This window comes from Methylobacterium sp. WCS2018Hpa-22, from assembly GCF_031843785.1.
Taxonomy (GTDB): Bacteria; Pseudomonadota; Alphaproteobacteria; order Rhizobiales; family Beijerinckiaceae; genus Methylobacterium.
In genome coordinates this window covers 190,804-209,958 of record NZ_JAVTJA010000002.1, presented here as the reverse complement: position 1 = coordinate 209,958, position 19,155 = coordinate 190,804, and the positions used below count along the sequence as shown (strand labels likewise).

General features: G+C 67.0%; 17 protein-coding genes and 1 tRNA gene. 16 read left to right on the top strand and 2 right to left on the bottom strand.

All coding sequences use genetic code 11. The features are described from left to right. Nucleotides 1-325 precede the first annotated feature (325 nt). The 9 genes from RQI43_RS03450 to RQI43_RS03410 all read left to right on the top strand — a co-directional run bounded on the left by RQI43_RS03450 (nucleotide 326) and on the right by RQI43_RS03410 (nucleotide 10,560). Entirely contained in the window at nucleotides 326-520 is a 195-nt protein-coding gene (locus RQI43_RS03450) for a hypothetical protein (RefSeq protein ID WP_056431926.1), read from the top strand. 225 nt (nucleotides 521-745) lie between these two features. Beyond that, nucleotides 746-2,152: a malonyl-CoA decarboxylase gene (locus tag RQI43_RS03445; protein ID WP_056431929.1), complete on the top strand. Its 1,407-nt coding sequence runs from the start codon at nucleotides 746-748 to the stop codon at nucleotides 2,150-2,152. A 54-nt stretch (nucleotides 2,153-2,206) separates the two neighbouring features. Next, nucleotides 2,207-3,727, top strand: coding sequence for a malonyl-CoA synthase (locus RQI43_RS03440; RefSeq protein ID WP_311274211.1), 1,521 nt, complete (start codon nucleotides 2,207-2,209; stop codon nucleotides 3,725-3,727). Between the two features lie 162 nt (nucleotides 3,728-3,889). After that, nucleotides 3,890-4,969, top strand: a complete 1,080-nt coding sequence (locus RQI43_RS03435) for a YihY/virulence factor BrkB family protein (RefSeq protein ID WP_311274345.1) — start codon at nucleotides 3,890-3,892, stop codon at nucleotides 4,967-4,969. Nucleotides 4,970-5,033: 64 nt separating this feature from the next. After that, a complete protein-coding gene (gene msrB / locus RQI43_RS03430; protein WP_056431934.1) occupies nucleotides 5,034-5,441 on the top strand; it encodes a peptide-methionine (R)-S-oxide reductase MsrB in 408 nt (135 codons plus the stop codon). 292 nt (nucleotides 5,442-5,733) lie between these two features. Continuing rightward, nucleotides 5,734-6,627 carry a hypothetical protein gene (locus RQI43_RS03425; RefSeq protein WP_311274210.1) on the top strand — a complete coding sequence of 298 codons (894 nt, stop codon included), beginning with the start codon at nucleotides 5,734-5,736 and terminating at the stop codon, nucleotides 6,625-6,627. Between the two features lie 266 nt (nucleotides 6,628-6,893). Then, nucleotides 6,894-8,285 (top strand): dicarboxylate/amino acid:cation symporter, encoded by a 1,392-nt coding sequence (locus RQI43_RS03420; RefSeq protein ID WP_056431940.1) that lies wholly within the window; start codon nucleotides 6,894-6,896, stop codon nucleotides 8,283-8,285. A 9-nt stretch (nucleotides 8,286-8,294) separates the two neighbouring features. Further along, nucleotides 8,295-9,215 carry an ROK family protein gene (locus tag RQI43_RS03415; RefSeq protein ID WP_311274209.1) on the top strand — a complete coding sequence of 307 codons (921 nt, stop codon included), beginning with the start codon at nucleotides 8,295-8,297 and terminating at the stop codon, nucleotides 9,213-9,215. A gap of 67 nt (nucleotides 9,216-9,282) precedes the next feature. Further along, nucleotides 9,283-10,560 carry an aminotransferase gene (locus tag RQI43_RS03410; RefSeq protein WP_311274208.1) on the top strand — a complete coding sequence of 426 codons (1,278 nt, stop codon included), beginning with the start codon at nucleotides 9,283-9,285 and terminating at the stop codon, nucleotides 10,558-10,560. A gap of 449 nt (nucleotides 10,561-11,009) precedes the next feature. On the opposite strand, the gene RQI43_RS03405 is transcribed toward RQI43_RS03410, so the two are convergent. Then, nucleotides 11,010-11,540, bottom strand: coding sequence for a GcrA family cell cycle regulator (locus tag RQI43_RS03405; RefSeq protein WP_246747706.1), 531 nt, complete (start codon nucleotides 11,538-11,540; stop codon nucleotides 11,010-11,012). A gap of 382 nt (nucleotides 11,541-11,922) precedes the next feature. On the opposite strand from RQI43_RS03405, the gene RQI43_RS03400 reads away from it, so the two are divergent. The 4 genes from RQI43_RS03400 (at nucleotide 11,923) to RQI43_RS03385 (ending at nucleotide 16,094) form a co-directional block, all read left to right on the top strand. After that, nucleotides 11,923-13,002 carry an ABC transporter ATP-binding protein gene (locus RQI43_RS03400; RefSeq protein ID WP_311274207.1) on the top strand — a complete coding sequence of 360 codons (1,080 nt, stop codon included), beginning with the start codon at nucleotides 11,923-11,925 and terminating at the stop codon, nucleotides 13,000-13,002. 125 nt (nucleotides 13,003-13,127) lie between these two features. After that, nucleotides 13,128-14,156, top strand: a complete 1,029-nt coding sequence (locus RQI43_RS03395) for an extracellular solute-binding protein (protein ID WP_207410196.1) — start codon at nucleotides 13,128-13,130, stop codon at nucleotides 14,154-14,156. An 11-nt stretch (nucleotides 14,157-14,167) separates the two neighbouring features. Next, nucleotides 14,168-15,889 carry an iron ABC transporter permease gene (locus RQI43_RS03390; RefSeq protein ID WP_311274206.1) on the top strand — a complete coding sequence of 574 codons (1,722 nt, stop codon included), beginning with the start codon at nucleotides 14,168-14,170 and terminating at the stop codon, nucleotides 15,887-15,889. Nucleotides 15,890-16,019: 130 nt separating this feature from the next. Beyond that, nucleotides 16,020-16,094 (top strand) — tRNA-Val (locus RQI43_RS03385). A gap of 6 nt (nucleotides 16,095-16,100) precedes the next feature. Here RQI43_RS03385 and gph read toward each other — a convergent pair. After that, nucleotides 16,101-16,790, bottom strand: coding sequence for a phosphoglycolate phosphatase (gene gph / locus RQI43_RS03380; RefSeq protein ID WP_207410205.1), 690 nt, complete (start codon nucleotides 16,788-16,790; stop codon nucleotides 16,101-16,103). 280 nt (nucleotides 16,791-17,070) lie between these two features. On the opposite strand from gph, the gene RQI43_RS03375 reads away from it, so the two are divergent. The 3 genes from RQI43_RS03375 to RQI43_RS03365 all read left to right on the top strand — a co-directional run bounded on the left by RQI43_RS03375 (nucleotide 17,071) and on the right by RQI43_RS03365 (nucleotide 19,145). Then, the gene (locus RQI43_RS03375; protein ID WP_244477879.1) at nucleotides 17,071-17,625 is read left to right on the top strand and encodes a hypothetical protein; all 555 of its coding nucleotides are present in this window, start codon (nucleotides 17,071-17,073) and stop codon (nucleotides 17,623-17,625) included. A 164-nt stretch (nucleotides 17,626-17,789) separates the two neighbouring features. Beyond that, nucleotides 17,790-18,500, top strand: coding sequence for a ribose-5-phosphate isomerase RpiA (rpiA, locus tag RQI43_RS03370; protein ID WP_311274205.1), 711 nt, complete (start codon nucleotides 17,790-17,792; stop codon nucleotides 18,498-18,500). A gap of 51 nt (nucleotides 18,501-18,551) precedes the next feature. Next, the gene (locus tag RQI43_RS03365) at nucleotides 18,552-19,145 is read left to right on the top strand and encodes a DUF2059 domain-containing protein (protein ID WP_207410209.1); all 594 of its coding nucleotides are present in this window, start codon (nucleotides 18,552-18,554) and stop codon (nucleotides 19,143-19,145) included. Nucleotides 19,146-19,155: the final 10 nt, after the last annotated feature.

The window sequence follows — 19,155 nt, the reverse complement described above, 5'->3', positions numbered from 1 at the left end:
AAAGCGATGGATTGTACGTCATTCGGTGGGCGGGTCCGTGAGCGACGGGAGAGCCGTGCCCTCGGTTAGGGGCGGCGGCGCGCGGGGGCAACCCGCGGCCGCGCGAAATGGTCCCAGCCGCGTCGGACGGCCGACGCGGGCCCCGACCTTCCATCGGATGCACCGATCCCCATATACGAATTGTTACCGGACAATGACTTGGTGCGTCGTTCCGGTGGAGTCCCACTTGGCAGGAGCCAAGTCGTTCTGCCACAGTCTCGACTGTCGAGACGAGTCGGTCCCAAGTCCCGGTGACAAGCATCGCGTGTCGACAACGGAGTTTGGAATGCCGAATTACCGCGTCAGTTTCGCAAAGCAAATCCTCGGCGTGCCGTTCACCATCGGATCGGTCGAGATCTCGCGCGCGCGCGATCCGCGTCGTGCTCAGCGTGCGGCGGAACTTCGTTTCGCGCGCCAGCACGGTGTCGAGGATTGGCGCGAGCGGGCGGATCGTGTCGCCATCGAGGCCGCACAAGCCTGACACACGGAATGTCGTCTTGATCCGTCTTTGCATAGTCTCGAGCAGGACGATGCCACAGCCATGGTCTCGATCACAGGTCGGCCTGCGGCTGCGGCATGGTCCCGCTTTCAAGACCCTGGTCCTCGGTCGCCCCACATCATAGACTGACGGCCATGCAAGGCTGCGTTCCGCGGGGCCGGCATCACCCTAGCCGGGTGACAGGGTTTTTGGGGCAGGCGGCGAGCCATGGCGGCGATTTCGTTTTTCGGCGACCTGCTTCAGACTATCAGCGACCGTGGTCGCGATCTCATCGGCATCGGTCGCGGCGACCTCGCGGCAAGGGCCAACGCGCAGGAACTGATCAAGCTCTGTGAAGACCTGATCTCCAGGCGCGGCGAAGCCTCCGGCGTGGCGCTCGCCCGCCTGATCCTGGAGCGCTATTCGAGCTTGGCAAAGCCCGAGCGTCTCGTCTTCCTCCAGGGTGTCGCCACCGTGTTCGGGGCCGACCATGAAGCGGTGGACGATGCCATCGCCGCCTATCGCCGGGACCCGACCCGCGCCGCGCTCGGCGTCCTGCACGTGGCGGCCGAGCCGCGCAGCCAGGAACTCATCCGCCGCCTCAACCTCGCCCGCAACGGCACCCTCGCTCTGGTGCGGATGCGCGAGGACCTGTTCGCCCTGCGCAAGGAGTTGCGGGGCAGCGAGGCGGATCACGACCTCATCGACGCCGTCGACAGTCTCGACAGCGATTTCGAGCATCTCTTCGCTTCATGGTTCAACCGGGGCTTCCTGGTTCTGCGCCATATCGACTGGACCACGCCGGCCCATATCCTGGAGAAGATCATCCGTTACGAGGCGGTGCACGAGATCGCCGGCTGGGACGAACTGCGCCGGCGGATCGAGCCGTCGGACAGACGCTGCTTCGCATTCTTCCATCCGGCCCTGCAGGACGAGCCGCTGATCTTCGTCGAAGTGGCGCTCACCGGCGGCATTGCCCCGGCCATCGCGCCGATCCTGGCGCATGAGCGCGAGCTGCTTCCGACGCGTGCCGCCACTACGGCCATCTTCTACTCGATCTCGAACTGTCAGAAGGGTTTGGCTGGAATCACCTTCGGCAATTTCCTGATCAAGCAGGTGGTTGAGGATCTCGCCCGCGAAATCCCGAGCCTCAAGACCTTCGTGACCCTGTCGCCGGTGCCCGGCTTCTCTGCCTGGCTCGACCGCGAGCGCCGCTCGGATTCGCCGCAGGGGCTGACGCGCGACGATATCGAGGCGTTGCGGGCCATCGACGAGCCGGGCTGGCACGCCGACAAGGCCAGGGCCGATGCGGTGAAGAAGGCCCTCATCCCGGCGGCCGCCGCCTATTTCCTCCGCGCGAAGAACGAGCGCGGCAAGCCCCTCGACCCGGTGGCGCGCTTCCATCTCGGCAATGGCGCGCGGCTGGAGCGGCTGAACTTCCTCGGCGACGTTTCGCCCAAGGGGCTGAGCCAGTCGCGCGGGCTGATGGTCAATTACCTCTACGATCTCTCGGCCATCGAGAAGAACCACGAAACCTATGCCAATCTCGGCACGGTGGCGGCATCGAGCACCGTCAGTCGCGAACTGAGGTCCAACCTACCGCCGATTCGCGCCGTCGCCCTGGCCGAGGCTTGATTTCGGGGCGTCGTCCGGCCACGGCTGTCGGTTCGATCACGGTTGGACGACGTCATGCGTAACCATCTCTTCGACCTCATCCGGGCGAGCCTGCCCGCCGATCCCGCCTCCCGGACCTTCATCGAGACCGGCGACGGCGCGCGGATCACCTATGCGGACATGCTCGAGCGTTCGGCCGCCTATGCTTCGGCCCTCAAGGCACTCGGGGTGAAGACGGGCGACCGGGTCGCCGTGCAGGTCGAGAAGAGCGCCGAAGTGGTGTTCCTCTATCTCGGCGCGGTTCGGGCGGGCGCCGTCTTCCTGCCGCTCAACACTGCCTACACGGCCCCCGAGATCGCGTATTTCCTGTCGGATGCCGAAGCGTCCCTCTTCGTCTGCGATCCCGCCCGGCTCGCTGCCCTGGAACCCGTCGCCGCCGAGGCGAAGGTCTCAGCGCTGCGTACCCTCGACGGGGCGGGACGCGGCACCATGGCGGAGGCGGCGGACGCGGCCGGCATCGACTTCACGGATGTGGAACGCGGGCCAGACGATCTGGCGGCGATCCTCTACACCTCGGGCACGACCGGGCGCTCGAAGGGCGCCATGCTCAGCCATGACAACCTCGCCTCCAACGCCGTCACCCTGGTGGAGGCCTGGCGCTTCACCGCCGACGATGTGCTGATCCACGCCCTGCCGGTGTTCCACACCCACGGCCTGTTCGTGGCCACCAACATCGTTCTGCTGGCCGGGGCCACAGCGATCTTCCTGCCGAAATTCGACCCGAAGCAGGTGCTCGCCTTGATGGGCCGGGCGACCTCGATGATGGGCGTGCCGACTTTCTATACGCGCCTCCTCAAGGAGCCGGGCCTGACCCCCGAGGCGGCGGCGACAATCCGTTTGTTCGTCTCCGGCTCGGCCCCGCTTCTGGCCGAGACGCACCGGGACTGGCAGGCCCGCACCGGCCACGCCATCCTCGAACGCTACGGCATGACCGAGACCAACATGAACACCTCGAACCCCTACGAGGGCGAGCGCATCGCCGGCACGGTGGGCCTGCCCCTGCCGGGCGTCTCGCTCAGGGTGGTCGATCCCGAGACGGGACGGGCCTTGCCCGCCGATACGGTGGGGATGATCGAGGTGAAGGGCCCGAACGTGTTCCAGGGCTATTGGCGCATGCCCGAGAAGACGGCCTCCGAATTCAAGGCGGACGGGTTCTTCATCACCGGCGATCTCGGCAAGGTCGACGAGCGCGGCTACGTCCACATCGTCGGGCGCGGCAAGGATCTCATCATCACCGGTGGCTACAACGTCTATCCGAAGGAAGTCGAAAACGAGATCGATGCGCTTCCGGGCGTGGTCGAATCCGCCGTGATCGGCCTCGCTCATGCGGATTTCGGCGAGGGCGTGACTGCCATCGTCGTCGCCCGCCCGGACTCGCCGGGAGAGCAGGAGATCCTCCGCATCCTCGAAGGGCGCCTCGCTCGGTTCAAATGCCCCAAGCGTGTGCTCTTCGCCGACGAATTGCCGCGCAATGCCATGGGCAAGGTGCAGAAGAACCTGCTGCGCGAAGCGCATGCGGAACTCTACCGCCGCTGAGGGGCAAGACGGCGGAACGCTTTGGCGGGCCGGCGGTTCTCGTCATCGAACGGCCAAGCTCGTGCCGTCTCCGTACCGGTTGCCGTCATGTCTTCGTCTCAGCCTCACCGTCCCGAGCCCACGGGGCCGGGCTCCACCCATTCGATGGTCTGGACTCTGGCGATGGGGGCGGCGCTCGTCGCCCTGTCGCTGGCACCGCGGTCGCGCGGCGCCAGGCGTGAGGGCGAACCGCCCGAGCCGCGCCGCGAAGAAGGTGCCCGTTCGCATAGCGGGCGCAGCGCCGAATGGGTGGCGGCGACACAGGTCCATCGCGGCCGTGCCGCAGACAGCCCGACCGAGATCACCCGCGCCGGCTGGAAGGACATCGCCGTCCGCGTCTATCTGGAATTCAACAAGGACCGCGTGCTCGCGGTCGCCGCCGGGGTCACGTTCTTCACCCTGCTGTCGCTGTTCCCGGCCATCGCCGCCCTGGTCTCCTGCTACGGCCTCGTGGCCGATGTCGGCGCCATCAACGAGCACCTCTCCAGCATGCAGGGCGTGCTGCCCTCCAGCGCCATCGATATCATCGGCGAGCAGGTGAAGCGGATCGCCGCCAAGGATAACGGCACGCTGGGACTGACGTTCTTCTCCAGCCTCGTCCTGTCGCTCTGGAGCGCGAACGCCGCCATGAAGGCGATGTTCGATGCCCTGAACGTGGTCTACGAGGAAGACGAGAAGCGCTCCTTCGTGATGCTGAACCTGCGTTCCCTGACCTTCACCGTCGGGGCGCTCCTGTTCACCATCCTCGCGCTCACCAGCATCGTCGTGCTGCCGGTGATCTTCAACTTCTTCGGGTTCGGGCAGGGGGCGAGGCTCATCGCCCTGCTGCGCTGGCCCTTCCTGCTCGTCGTCCTCCTCGGCGGCCTCTCGCTGCTCTACCGCTATGGCCCGAGCCGCGAGCGGCCGCGCTGGCGATGGGTCGGCACCGGTGGCGCTGTGGCGGGCATCCTCTGGCTCGCCGCCTCCATCCTGTTCTCGTGGTATGTCGGCAGCTTCGGCAATTACAACGAGACCTACGGTTCGCTCGGCGCCGCCATCGGCTTCATGACCTGGATCTGGATCTCGACGACGATCGTGCTCCTCGGTGCCGAGATCAATGCCGAAATGGAGCATCAGACCGCTCGGGACACGACGACGGGCCCGGAAAAGCCCATGGGCGACCGCGAGGCACGGATGGCGGACACGGTCGGCGCGGCTGCGTGACAGGGTGCGGGACGGCCTCGGGAGTCCTATTTCTCCAGCCTATCCCGAGGAACCGGAGGCCATCATGAGCGAGACCCAGTCAGGCACCGTCCAGCGCAGCGAGGCCGAGTGGCGCGAGATCCTGACGCCGGACCAGTACCGTGTCCTGCGCGAGCACGGTACGGAGCGGGCGGGCACGAGCTGCCTCAATGCCGAGAAGCGTCCCGGCACGTTCCACTGCGCCGGCTGTGATGCCCCGTTATTCGAGAACAGCACGAAATTCGAATCCGGCACCGGTTGGCCGAGCTTCTTCGATCCCATCGACGGCGCGGTGGAGACGACGACCGACCGGAGCCACTGGATGGTGAGGACCGAAGTGCACTGCGCCCGCTGCAAAGGTCATCTCGGCCACGTCTTCGATGATGGCCCGGCGCCGACGGGGCTGCGTTATTGCATGAACGGCATTTCACTGCGTTTCGAGCCGAATGCGTGAGCTCATTGGTATAAAAGGATAAAAATCGGGGCCGGGCTTACGAGAGCGGCCTTGATTTAGTCCCATTTTTTCTTAGTCGAAGAGAAGTGGTCTTCCCCTTTGTGTGCCGTCGGCGGTGCGAGGCGGGAAAACGATCGAATTCGGACGGTTCGTGCCGGCCGGTTTCCACAGGCCGGGCATTCCGTCGCTGCCGAAACAGGGTATGGCTTCGAACGGCGCTGACGTTGCGCCCATGGTGCGGCGCTCCGGAGGAGTGCCTGCCATGATGAGCCGATCCGGGGGGAGAGAATACATGAGTGTCGTTCGTCGGTTTCTGGTTGCGCCTTCGCTCGTCCGCCTGATCCGCAAGGAACGCGGCGGTTCGAAGATCACCGAGGGCTATTTCGCTCCCCAGGCCGGTCGCACCTCCTATGTCCGCGTCGATGGCCAGAACTGCCATCTCGTCCTCGTCACCACGGCGCCGGACGGAACGTCGAGCGAGGAGCGGACCGACGTTCCCCGCGCCCACGGCGATGCCCTTCTGGATGTCTGCTCCGGCAAGGCGATCTACGACCGTGCTGTGCTCGCGCTCGGCAACGGCCGCGAGGCGCTCGTCGACCGCTACGCGACACCGGGCGCCCTCGACCTGCTCAGCGTCGTGTTCGACGACCCCGCCCAGGCCGCCGCTTTCGTACCCCCGGCCTGGTTCGGCGACGACGTCACCGAGAATTCCGCCTATGACCGCCATTCCGTGGCGATCCAGGGTGTGCCGCAAACCGGCGAGGTTCCCCTGAACAACGCCGCCCTCGAAGCGATCCTCGATCTGCTCGAACCGCGCTTCGGCTTCGGCCGCTTCAATGCCCCGCCGCCGAAGGCCGGTGAGGACGAGGCGACCCTTCGGGCGAACCGCCGCGCTGCCGCCCTGGCTGCCAAGGCGGCCGCTCCTGCGGCCATCCCGGTGGAAGAGCCCGCACCGCAACCCGTCGTTGAGGAACGGAGCGAGGAGCGTCGGGAAGAGCCCGCGGCGGCGGAGGAGACCGCGACGGACACTCCGATCCGCACCGATGCCCGCATCGACGACGTCATCGAAAGCCTGTCGCAGGCTCTGGGCGCGTCTCAACCGTCCCGCGCTCCTGCACGCGACGACGATCCGGCCGCCGAATTCGAGCGCTGGACCGTGCGTCCCCGTCGTACTCCGCAGACCTGAACCCTTGGTACCGGAGGTGGTCATGCCCATCTCCGGGCTCCTCGCGAGGAGCCCGCGGCACCGGGCAGATCCGGCAAAGTGGATGACCAACGATTGTATGCAGTAGCGCGACAGAAGCTCGGCGCGTTACAGAAGCAGCCCATCCTCACGGTTTCGGCTAGAAACAAAGATTATCTCTCATAGCCGCGTTGAGGCGAGGGATTAAACTCGCTAGCGTCTCGCCAAGACAGACGAGCGTGCGCCCAACGAGGCGCCTGTGAGGGAACATGGTTCAGACCACCGTCCATGCCGGAGGCAGCGCGCCGGCAGCACCGACACCTCACGAACCTTGGTACAAGGTCCTCTACATCCAGGTGCTGATCGCCATCGCGCTCGGCATCCTGCTCGGATATCTGCACCCCGAATGGGGCAAGTCCGTCAAGTGGTTGGGCGACGCCTTCATCGCCCTGATCAAGATGATGATCGCGCCGATCATCTTCTGTACCATCGTCCACGGCATCGCCTCCATCGGCGACCTGAAGAAGGTCGGCCGCGTCGGCTTGAAGGCGCTGGTCTATTTCGAGGTGGTCTCGACCATTGCGCTTCTCATCGGCGTGCTCGTGGGTGAGGTGGTGAAGCCAGGCGCCGGTTTCAATGCCGATGTGAGCAAGCTCGACGGTAAATCGGTTGAGAAATACGCCAAGATCGCCGCCGACGATTCCGTCACCGGCCACATCATGGCTCTGATCCCGAAGAGCTTCTTCGACGCTTTCGCCACGGGTGACCTGCTCCAGGTTCTTCTCATCTCGATCCTCACCGGCGTCGTGGTGACCGGCATGGGCAAGCGCGGCGAGGCGATCACGCACGCCATCGACACGGCCGGCCAGATCTTCTTCCGCATCATCGGCCTCGTGGTGAAGCTCGCGCCCATCGGTGCCTTCGGCGCCATGGCCTTCACCATCGGCCAGTACGGCATCGGCAAGGTGATCGATCTCGCCTGGCTCGTCGGCACCTTCTACGTCACCGCCTTTCTGTTCGTGGTTCTGGTTCTGGGCGGCATCGCCCGGGTGGCCGGCTTCTCGATCTTCAAGTTCCTGGCCTACATCAAGGACGAACTCCTCATCGTGCTCGGCACCTCGTCCTCCGAGACGGTGCTGCCGCACATGATGACGAAGATGCGCCGCCTGGGCGCCTCGGATTCCGTCGTGGGCCTGGTGATCCCCACCGGCTACTCGTTCAACCTCGACGGCACCAACATCTACATGACGCTGGCGTCGCTGTTCCTGGCCCAGGCCGTGGGTGCGGACCTTTCGTTCGGCCAGTACGCCACCATCATCCTGGTCGCGATGCTGACCTCGAAGGGAGCCTCCGGCGTCACGGGCGCCGGCTTCATCACTCTTGCGGCCACGCTCAGCGCCATCCCGAACAATCCGGTGCCGGTTGCCGCCATGACCCTGATCCTCGGTGTCGATAAGTTCATGTCGGAGTGCCGGGCCATCACCAACCTGATCGGCAACGGCGTCGCCACGGTGGTGGTCAGCCGCTGGGAGGGTGAACTCGACCAGGAGAAGCTGAACCAAGTCATGGCGCATCCCTTCTCCATCGGCACCGACATTTCCGACCACGCGCCGAACATGGACCAGGAGCCTGCTCCCCGTCCGGCGGTCGCCGCACAATAGGGCGAGGACATGGACCCGGCGCATCTCCGCATCGGGATCGACCTCGGCGGCACCAAGATCGCCGGCATCGTTCTCGATGCCGGCGGAGCCGTTCGCGCCGAGGGCCGGATCCCGACCCCGAGGGACGATTACGACGCGACCCTCGACGCGATCGTGTCGCTCGTCCTGCGGATGGAGCGCGAGGCAGGCGGCATCGGCAGTGTCGGCATTGGTATGCCTGGCGCGGTCTCGCCACGCAGCGGCCTCGTGAAGAACGCCAACTCGGTCTGGCTGAACGGCAGGCCCTTCGTCATCGATCTGGAGGCGCGGCTCGGCCGGCCGGTCCGAGCGGAGAACGATGCCAATTGCCTCGCGGTCTCCGAGGCGGTGGATGGCGCGGGTGCCGGGGCGCGGGTCGTCTGGTCGATCATCCTAGGGACCGGCGTCGGTTCCGGCATCGCCATCGACAGTGTGGCCCTGTCGGGCGCCAACCGCATCGCGGGCGAATGGGGGCACAATCCACTTCCCGCGCCTCGCGACGACGAACGGCCCGGCCCCGCCTGCTATTGCGGTCGGAAGGGCTGTATCGAGACGTGGCTCTCCGGGCCGGGGTTCGCCGCCGACCATGGCAGGCGGACCGGAGCGGCCGCCCCGACGGGCGAATCCGTCATTGCCGCCGCGCGGGCGGGCGATGCAGCCGCATGCGAAAGCGTCGCTCGCTATCGGGAAAGGCTCGCTCGCGCGATGGCCGGCGTGATCAACGTCCTCGACCCCGATGTGGTGGTTCTCGGTGGTGGGCTGTCGACCGTGCCGGAACTGACCGCCGACCTGACCGGACTGATCCATCCGCATGTCTTCTCGGGAGAATGCGAGACGCCGATCCGGGTGAGCCGCCACGGCGACGCTTCCGGCGTGCGGGGTGCAGCCTGGTTATGGGGCCTCCACGCCTGAACCTCTCCCCATCGTTCCCCGCAGCCGGTATGGACGGGGCATCGCATAACGACGTGAGCGTATTCCCATGACGAGTCTGGCTTCCCTCGATCCCGCCGCCCGCGACGCACTTCACGCAGAGGCCCGCGACGCCTACGAGGCCTTCAAGGCCCGTGGCCTGAAGCTCGACATGACCCGCGGCAAGCCGTCGCCCGAGCAGCTCGACCTGTCCAGCGCGATGATGTCCCTTCCGGGGAACGGCGACCACTTCGCCGAGGCCGGCGACGATGCGCGCAATTACGGCGGCCTCCAAGGCCTGCCCGAGGCGCGTGCCCTGTTCGCGCCGATGGTGCAGGCGCCGGCCGCCCAGATCGTCATCGGTGACAATTCCAGCCTCGCGCTCATGCACGATTGCATCGCCTGGGCTCTGCTGAAGGGCGTGCCCGGCTCGGAGAAGCCCTGGTCGAAGGAAGAGGAGCCGGTCTTCCTTTGTCCCGTCCCGGGCTATGACCGCCACTTCGCCATCTGCGAGGCCCTGGGCATCCGCATGCTGCCCGTCCCCATGACCGGCGAAGGGCCGGACATGGACGTGGTCGAGAAGCTTGCCGCCGATCCCGCGGTCAAGGGCATGTGGTGCGTGCCGAAATACGCCAATCCGAGCGGCGAGACCTATTCCGACGAGACAGTCCGGCGCCTCGCTTCCATGAAGACCGGCGCTCCCGACTTCCGCCTTTTCTGGGACAACGCGTACACGGTCCATCACCTCTCCACGACGCGCCACCCCCTTGCCGACATCCTCACTCTCTGCGAGGAAGCCGGCCATCCCGACCGGCCCTTCATCTTCGCCTCGACCTCCAAGATCACCCTGGCGGGAGCGGGCATCGCCGTGTTCGCCTCCTCGCCGGAAAACGTGCGCTGGTTCCTCGGCCGCTCGTTCTTCCGCACCATCGGGCCGGACAAGCTCAACCAGCTGCGCCACGTCCGCTTCCTCAAGGACATGGCCGGCATCGAGGCGCATATGGAGAAGCAGCGTGCGCTCATCGCGCCGAAGTTTCAGGCCGTTCTCGACGCGCTGGAGTCCCGACTCGGCGGAACCGGCGCAGCCACCTGGACGAAGCCCGAAGGCGGCTACTTCATCACCGTCGACACGGTGGACGGCGCGGCGCAGCGGACCGTTGCCCTCGCCAAGGAAGCCGGCATCGCCCTGACGCCCGCCGGTGCGATCTCGCCCTATGGACGCGACCCGCATGACCGCACCCTGCGCCTCGCCCCGACCTTCCCCTCACTCTCGGACGTGAAGGCGGCGGCGGAGGGGATCGCGCTCTGCATCCTCCTCGCCGGACTGGAGACACAGCAGGCGGCCTGACCAAGCCGGCCGCTATTCGCTCCCCTCGGCGCAGGGCGATCGCATATGACACCACACCGTCATTCCGGGTCGCCACAGGCGAGCCCGGAATCCAGAGCCGCTGACAGTGTAAAGTCCTGCACCACTTGTGTTTCTGGATCCCGGGCTCCGCTGCGCGGACCCGGGATGACGGGGTGGTACCAGCGGGTTTCTGATAAGCAAATCGGCATATGCGATAGCCCTGCCTCGGCGAGAGGGGGGGGCGATGGCGGCCGACGATGAGGCACAGGATATGGACGGATCCCTACCGCTCTCTTTACCCGTGATGGGGACGGAGGGCGGGCCCGGCATCGCTCGATAAGCGACCGGCGCGTGATCGGCTGGCCGGCATGTGAGCGTGAAGCGCGATAGGCGAGACCAAGTACGGCGTCGCCCCCGGGGGCGACGGTGATGCGGCCGAACCTAGTCGTTCAGCGGAATCCGCCGACGCGACGATCCCGCTTACGCTCGGCGGCCGGTTGATACGCGATCTGAGCGTGGTGAGTGCAATAGGGCAGGCCGGTGATCGAGCGGTCGCCGCAATAGTGGAAATCCGGCGAGGTCGGATCGCCCAGCGGCCAGCGGCACATGGATTCGCGTAGATCCATGATCGTCACGCGCTTGGACACGGCCAGCGGCGTGGCCTGAGGCATGACCAAGGCGGTTGTCTCGGGAAATGCCAGGCTCGGCGTCGCGACGGGATCGGCCACGGGGGCGAATTCCACGACCGTGTCGGCCTCGGTCTCGGGTGCCCGTGCCGCGGGCTTCTTCCGGCCATTGCCCGGCGAATCCGCTGCCTTCACGCGGCCCGAAAGGCCGAGCCTGTGGACTTTGCCGATGACCGCATTGCGGGTGACGCCGCCGAGCTGGGCCGCGATCTGGCTCGCGCTCAGGCCCTCGTCCCAGAGACGCCGCAGTAGCTCGACACGCTCGTCCGTCCAGCCAGCACCGGTATCCGTCATCGCCCCCTCCGACATCCGCTCGATTCCCCCGACCGGCACCGAACGAACCCTGCGAAAACCCGCATGGCCTGTCCGTCCAATACCATACAGATGGTGGTCGCCCAGGGCACCCTTACGACGACGATCGGAACCGTACAGGACGCTTCGATGCCGATGCAAGGGTGCCCGAAAGCCGGGACGGACTTTCCACCGGCAAACCGTCGGGGGCGTCTCGGCTGTATTCTGAATGGGCGGCGGCGATGCGGCTCCACCATGAGTGCGACGGTATAATCCTCCTCCGCATCCGACCGCATCGCCCGCCGGCCCAGCTTTTCCTTGACCTGACGCGGGATCGGGCGAGAAGCGCGTGTTTCACCAAGAGCCGAGAAGTGAAGGAGAGGTCATGGTCGCGCCCGATCCGACCGAGGGACGCCGCTCCGGCGAGGTGCCGCCACGCCTCGAAACACGCGGCCTGCGTGTCGATTTCGGTCGCAAGCTCGCCCTCGACGACGTCTCCCTCGCCGTTCGCGCGGGCGAGATCATCGCCCTTCTGGGTGATTCCGGCTGCGGCAAGAGCACCCTGCTACGTGCGGTGGCGGGGCTCGAACAGCCAAGCGGCGGTCTCGTCCTTCTCGATGGGCAGATCATGGGCCCGAGGGTGCCGCCGGAGGAGCGGGGCGTCGGATTGATGTTCCAGGACTACGCCCTGTTCCCCCACCTCACCGTCATGCAGAACGTTCGCTTCGGCCTTCACCGGCTGCGCGCCGATGAGGCCGATGCCGTGGCGAGGGCGCGGCTGGAACAGGTCGGCCTCGCCGACCGGGCCGCGAGTTATCCCGGCGACCTGTCCGGCGGCGAGAGCCAGCGCGTGGCGCTCGCCCGCGCCTTGGCGCCGGGGCCACGCGTGCTGCTCCTCGACGAGCCCTTCTCCAATCTCGACCGGCGCAACCGCGACCGGGTCCGGGCCGACACGATCTCGGTGCTGCGCGCCACGGGCGCGACGGCGCTCCTGGTGACGCACGACCCGGAGGAGGCCTTGCTGGTGAGTGACCGTATCGTCCTGATGCGGAGCGGACGCATCGTCCAGATCGACACCGGTGCGGATCTCTACCGGCGTCCCGTCTCGCATTTCGCCGCGAGCTTCTTCGGTGATCTCATCGCTTTCCCCACGCGCTGCATCGACGGCGCGGCAACGACGCCGCTCGGCAAGTTTCCGGCGCCGGGAATCGCCAGCGGCGCAAGGGTGGCCGCCTGCGTCAGGCCCGAGGCGATTCTGCTATCCGGCGCGGAAACCGGTCATCCGGCGCGGGTCATCCACCGGCGCTTCCTCGGACCCGTCGCGGAATTGACCCTGGCGGCGGAGGGGTTCTCCGACACGTTCCGCCTCACCGTCGCGGAAGAGACATCGGCGGGGGAGGGCGATTGCGTCGGCCTGAGGCTCGCTAACGGCGCAGGGTTGGTTTTTCCGCTCGAGACGGATTAATTCCGCGCGGTTGCTCGTGCTTGGCAATATCCAGAAGTATAGTTTTTAACGATAATAAACTGAAGACATAAGTCTTGCTTTTCTCGTGAAGATGCGGCCCAGAACCGTTCGCCACGGGAAGAGGAATGGACGTCATGGTCGGTTGGGTCTCGAAATGTCTGGTCGGCGGCGCGACGGCTTTCGCCTGGATCTCCGGAGCGACGGCCGCCGAGGTCAACATCTACACCACGCGCGAGCCCGGCCTGATCAAGCCCTTGCTCGATGCCTACACGGCCAAGAGCGGCGTCACCGTCAACACCGTTTTCGTCGAGAAGGGCCTCGCCGAGCGCGTGGCCTCCGAGGGCGAGCGGTCTAAGGCAGACGTGCTCATGACCGTCGATATCGGCAATCTCATCGAACTCGTGGATCGCGGCTTGGCGCAGCCGGTCCGTACGGAGACCCTGGAAGCCGCCGTCCCGGCCCCCCTGCGCGATGCCGGTGGTCTCTGGTACGCCCTCTCCATGCGCGCCCGTGTCGCCTATGCCGACAAGGACCTCGCGGAGAAGGCCCTGACCTACGAGGATCTCGCCGACCCGAAATGGAAGGGCAAGCTCTGCCTGCGCGCGGGCCAGCACCCTTACAACACGGCGCTCATCGCCCATTACATCGTCAAGCACGGGCCGGATAAGGCGAAGGAATGGCTGACCGGTGTGAAGGCCAACCTCGCGCGCAAGCCGGCCGGCGGCGACCGTGACGTAGCCCGCGATATCCTGGCCGGAACCTGCACCGTCGGTCTCGGCAACTCGTACTATGTCGGGCTGATGCGCTCGGGCAAGGGTGGCCCGGACCAGCAGAAATGGGGCGACGGGATCAAGGTCGTACTGCCGGTCTTCACGAGCGGTGGCACCCATGTGAACGTCTCCGGCGCCGTCGTCGCGAAAGGCGCGCCGAACCGCGACGAAGCGGTCAAGCTTCTCGAATACCTCGTCTCGGACGAAGGCCAGGGCCTCTATGCGAAGGCCAATTTCGAGTATCCGGTGAAGGTGGGCGCGCCGATCGACCCCCAGCTCACCGCGCTGGGCCCGCTGACCATCGATACCGTGCCCCTGGCCGAGATCGCCCGTAACCGGAAGGCCGCGAGCCTGCTGGTGGATACGGTCGGCTTCGACAACTGAAGCCCAGGCCGATGCGGGTGGCTGCCGAACTGGCCGGATCGGAGGCCGCGCTCGGCACGGACGTCGTTCCGCGCCCGGCGTCGCGCCTGCGCGCCGGGCCTCTCGCCTGGGCGGCGGGAGCGCTGGCGCTCGCCGTCCTGATCCTGAGCCCGGTCGTATCCCTGTCGCTGACGGCGGCGGGGGGATCGAGCGAGGTCTGGCCGCATCTCCTGGCGCATGTCCTGCCGCAGGCGACGCTCACCACTGCGTTGCTCCTCGGCGGCGTCGGCCTCCTCGTCGTCATGCTTGGGGTCGGCTCCGCCTGGCTCGTCTCGGCCTACGAGTTCCGGGGCCGACGCCTCCTGGAAATCGGGTTGCTGCTGCCCTTGGCGGTGCCGACCTACATCGTCGCCTTCGCCTATCTCGACCTGCTTCATCCGATAGGCCCGGTCCAGACCGCGCTACGCGATGCTCTCGGCGTCGCGCGGCCGAAGGATCTGCTGCTGCCCGAGATCAGGTCCCTGCCGGGCTGCATCCTGCTTCTCGGCTTCGTGCTCTATCCATACGTCTACCTGCCGACGCGGGCGCTGTTCCTGATGCAGGCAGGCACGCTCATCGAGGCGGCGCGCATTCTCGGACGGTCGCCGATGGCGGTCTTCTTCCACGTCGCCTTGCCGCTGGCGCGCCCCGCCATCGCCCTCGGCACCAGCCTCGCCCTGATGGAGACACTCAACGATATCGGCGCCGCCGAATTTCTCGGCGTAAGGACGCTCACGGTTCAGGTCTACGCCACCTGGATCAACCGCTCCGATCTGCCCGGCGCCGCGCAGATCGCCCTGGTCATGCTGGCGATGGTGCTCCTGCTGCTGGCGGCCGAACGCTGGGGCCGGCGCGGGCGCGGCTATTCCGGCACGGCACAGCGCCAGCGCGGCATGGCCCGCCATCGCCTGTCCGGCGCGTCGGTCCTGGCCGCCTTGTGTCTCGGCACTCTTCCCATTGCCATCGGTTTCCTGATTCCGGCGGCCTATCTCGTCCATTCCGCCATCGCCCGCGTGACCCGGCTGGGATTTCCCCGGGGAGTCATCGCCGAGGCGGGAAACACCCTGCTCTATGCCGGCCTCGCCACCCTGCTGGCGGCGATATGCGGCTTCCTCGTCGCCGCCGGCCCGCGCCTCGTCGCGCGACGTTTCGGGCAGGGGCTGATCCGCATCGCCGCCCTCGGCTACGCGCTTCCCGGCGCGATCCTGGCGATCGGGCTCCTCGGCCCGCTGGCTCTCGCCGATGCTTCCCTGTCCCGTGTCACGACGGCGCTCTTCGGCGTCGCCCCGGCCATCATCGGAGTCGGAGCGGGTGGCGCCCTCGTCGTCGCCTATCTGGTGCGCTTCCTTGCGGTCGGTGTCGGCGCCTGCGAGGCCGGCCTGTCGAAAGTGCCGGCCTCCCTCGGGGAAGCCGGGCGCATGCTCGGCCGGGGGGCTGTCGGCACGCTGATGCGCGTCCACCTGCCGATGACGTGGCCGGCTTTGCTGAGCGGCGCGCTCCTCGTTTTCGTCGACTGCGTCAAGGAACTGCCCGCAACCCTGCTCCTGCGCCCCCTCAACGTCGAGACCCTCGCGACCCATCTCTATGGGGAGGCGGTGCGCGGCACCTACGAGGACGGCGCGGTGGCGGCCCTCCTCATCGTCGTCGTCGGCCTGATCCCGGTGGCTTTGCTCCTCCGCTTCGGCTCGCCGGAGCGGACCCCGAGGGGCGGTTGAGGTTCGGGATCGAGGCCGTTCGCCGGGCTTCCGAACCTTATCGTATGCCGGCTCGGCATGGTCGCTGCCGACCAACGCGACAGAGGCCCTTGACGGGCGCGTGGGCCTCGCCCTAGAAGGCCCTCGGTCCGGGTGCGTAGCTCAGCGGGAGAGCATTCGCTTCACACGCGAAGGGTCACAGGTTCGATCCCTGTCGCGCCCACCATTCCCCTCAAGCCGCAGCGATAGCCGGCACGAGGGTCTCGACCGCATCCACCAAGTCATCGAAATGCTGGATCACCCGCGTGGGGCCGAGTTGCTCCACCGGCAGGTCGGTATAGCCGAACGGCACCGCGATCACCGGAATGCCGGCGGCCTTCGCGGCATCGATATCGGCGCGGGAATCACCCACCATCACCGCGCGCGAGACGTCGCCCTTCGCCTGCTCCACCGTGAGGGTGATATGGGCCGGATTGGGCTTGTAGACCGGGAACGTGTCGCGGCCGCAGATGGCGGCGAAGCGGCCGGCAACACCGAGCTCCTCAAGCAGTTGCTTGGCATGGGCCTCGACCTTGTTGGTGCAGACCGCCAGCAGGAAGCCGCGGGCGCTCAGCATCTCGAGCGCCGTCTCGACGCCGGGGAACAGGTAGGAATGCTCGCTGAGATGGCGGCCGTAATGGTCGAGGAAATCGACGAAGAGGGTCTGCAGCCTTGTGTCGTCGAGCGTTTCCCCCGCCGCCTCGAAGCCACGCTGGATCAGCGCCTTCGCGCCGGCGCCGATCATGTCGCGGGCTTGATCCAGGGGCAGTGTCGGCAGGCCTTCGCGGGTGAGGATCGCGTTGAGGGTGCCGACGAGGTCGCCCGCGGTCTCGGCAAGGGTTCCGTCGAGGTCGAACACGACGATGGGCGGCAGGCTTGGCATGGTGGCTCGCTGGGTTCTGTGGGTCGGTAAAGGGCGCGATGGTGAAGAACCGGTTTGCGCGGCGGTCCCCGCCCGATAAAGCGGCATGGCCCATTGGGAAAAGCCGGTTAGGGGACAAGGACTTACGCGATCGACCCGGATCCGGTATCCGATTCCACCCTCTAGAATCGTGACGTGGTGCGATCAAGGCATTCGCGAGCGGGTCACGGTTGCGCCGCAAGGCCGATATAGGGGAGCGGCCGTGAGATTCCCTTGTCTTCATCCGGACACGAAGGCGACCATGCGTTCGACCCTGCCGACCGATCCCGCGTTCACACTCATGGTTCCGGCCGCTTCCGCCCGTTCGCGGGGGCGGCGCTGGAGCAATTTTGGATGCCGGGTAGCGATCACCCTCAGCGTTCTCGCCGGCACTGTCGGCGCCGCGTCCGCCGCTTCCTTCGAGTTCGTGCCCGCGCCGCAGATCGACCTCAACAGGGTCTATCGCGTGGACAAGGTCACCGGCGAGGTCACGTCCTGCCAGTACGGTCTGCGCGAGGGTGCGGTGGGCAGCGTCGGCCTCACCGTGTGCTACGGCTCCGGGGAGGGCGCCAGCGCCCAGGCCCCGTCCGAATATGGCCTCGTCGCCTCCCGCCACACCCGGGAGGCCGGGGTGTTCCGCGTCAACTACCGCACGGGTGAGATGAGCATCTGCTACGTCCAGCTCCAGAAGGAAGCGGTGGTGTGCACGGCCCAGGCGAACCCGGCCACCAGCGGTCCCGAAGAGGCCGTGGCCACGGGCCAGGCGCCCGGCCGAGCGGGGCCGAGTGCCACGCCGCCCCAGAACACCCGGCCCTGACGACAATCGCTGCGTGTTCTCGGCAAGTGCCGCGTTCGGCAAGTGCTCCGTTGGACGCCGTTGCCAGCCGTGCTAGGGCCTCGGGACTTTCAGCGGCCCAGCCCGTAGCCCGAGTGCCCATCCATGCATCTGGTCCCCGCCCTCCCGACGAACCGGTCTCCCTCGTGAGCGGACCCGATCTGCGTCGTGCCGCCGCCGCCCGCGCCCTCGACCTCGTCGAAGATGGGATGCGACTCGGCATCGGTACCGGCAGCACCGCCAACGTGTTCGTGGAGCTTCTCGGCGCCAGGGTGCGCGAGGGACTCAAGGTGACGGGTGTGCCCACCTCGGAGGCGACGCGAATCGCCGCCGAGCGCGTCGGCATTCCCCTGACCACCCTCGAAGACCTGCCCGAACTCGACCTCACCATCGATGGCGCTGATGAGATCGATGCCGCGATGCGTCTGGTGAAGGGCGGCGGCGGCGCACTCCTGCGCGAAAAGATCGTGGCTTTCGCGAGCCGCCGTATGGTGGTGATCGCCGACGCGGCGAAATCCGTGACCACCCTCGGCGCGTTTCCGCTGCCGGTGGAGGTCAATTCGTTCGGCCTTGGCGCTACCCGCATCGCCGTGGGAAAGGCCATCGAGAGTGCTGGCTGCGCGGGCGATCTCGTGCTGCGCTCCGGACCCGGCGGCTCGCCCTTCGTGACAGATGGCGGCCACCTCATCCTCGATGCCCATCTGAAGGTCATCGCCGATCCCGAACGCCTGTCCGCCGCGCTCTGGGCGGTGCCCGGCGTGGTCGAGCACGGTCTGTTCATCGGGCTCGCCACGGGCGCAATCCTGGCGGAGGCCCGTGACGGGCAGGCGCATGTCACCTGTCTCGGCGCGGTCTGACGCGCTTCCCCATCCGCTTGATTTCTCGACACGTCTTTCCGGAGCGCTCGCATGTCCCGCCGCCCCCTCTTTTTTGTCCTGACCGCCTCGGTCCTCGCCGGAATCCTCTCCGTCTCGGCTCCGACCGCCGGCCTGGCTCAGGCGCAGAAGCCTGCCGCGCCGGCCAAGCCCGGGGCCAAGCCCGCCGCACCTGCGCCCGCTACGCCCGCGGCCCAGCAGCCGACCTACACGCCGAACCATCTGGCCCTGGCCCGCGAAGTCACCCTCAGCTCCGGCATCGCCCGGTCGTTCGACTCGATTCTTCCGGCCTTTGGCCAGCAGATCAAACAGGCGGCCATCACCCGCCCGGACCTGACCAAGGATCTCGATGAGGTTCTCACCTCCCTGGCGCCCGAGATGGAACTGCAAAAGCAGATGATGATCGAGACGGCGGCCAAGATCTACGCGAGCCGCCTGTCCGAGGCGGAGCTCACCGAGATCGTCGCCTTCTTCCATTCGGCGGCGGGCAAGCGCTACGTCGAGACCCAGCCGCAGGTGCTCGACGAGATCGTCCAGGCCATGCAGAACTGGACCCAGGGTGTGTCCGAATACATGATGGTCCGTGTGCGTGCCGAGATGGGCAAGCGCGGCCACGAACTCCAGTAACCGTCCGGTC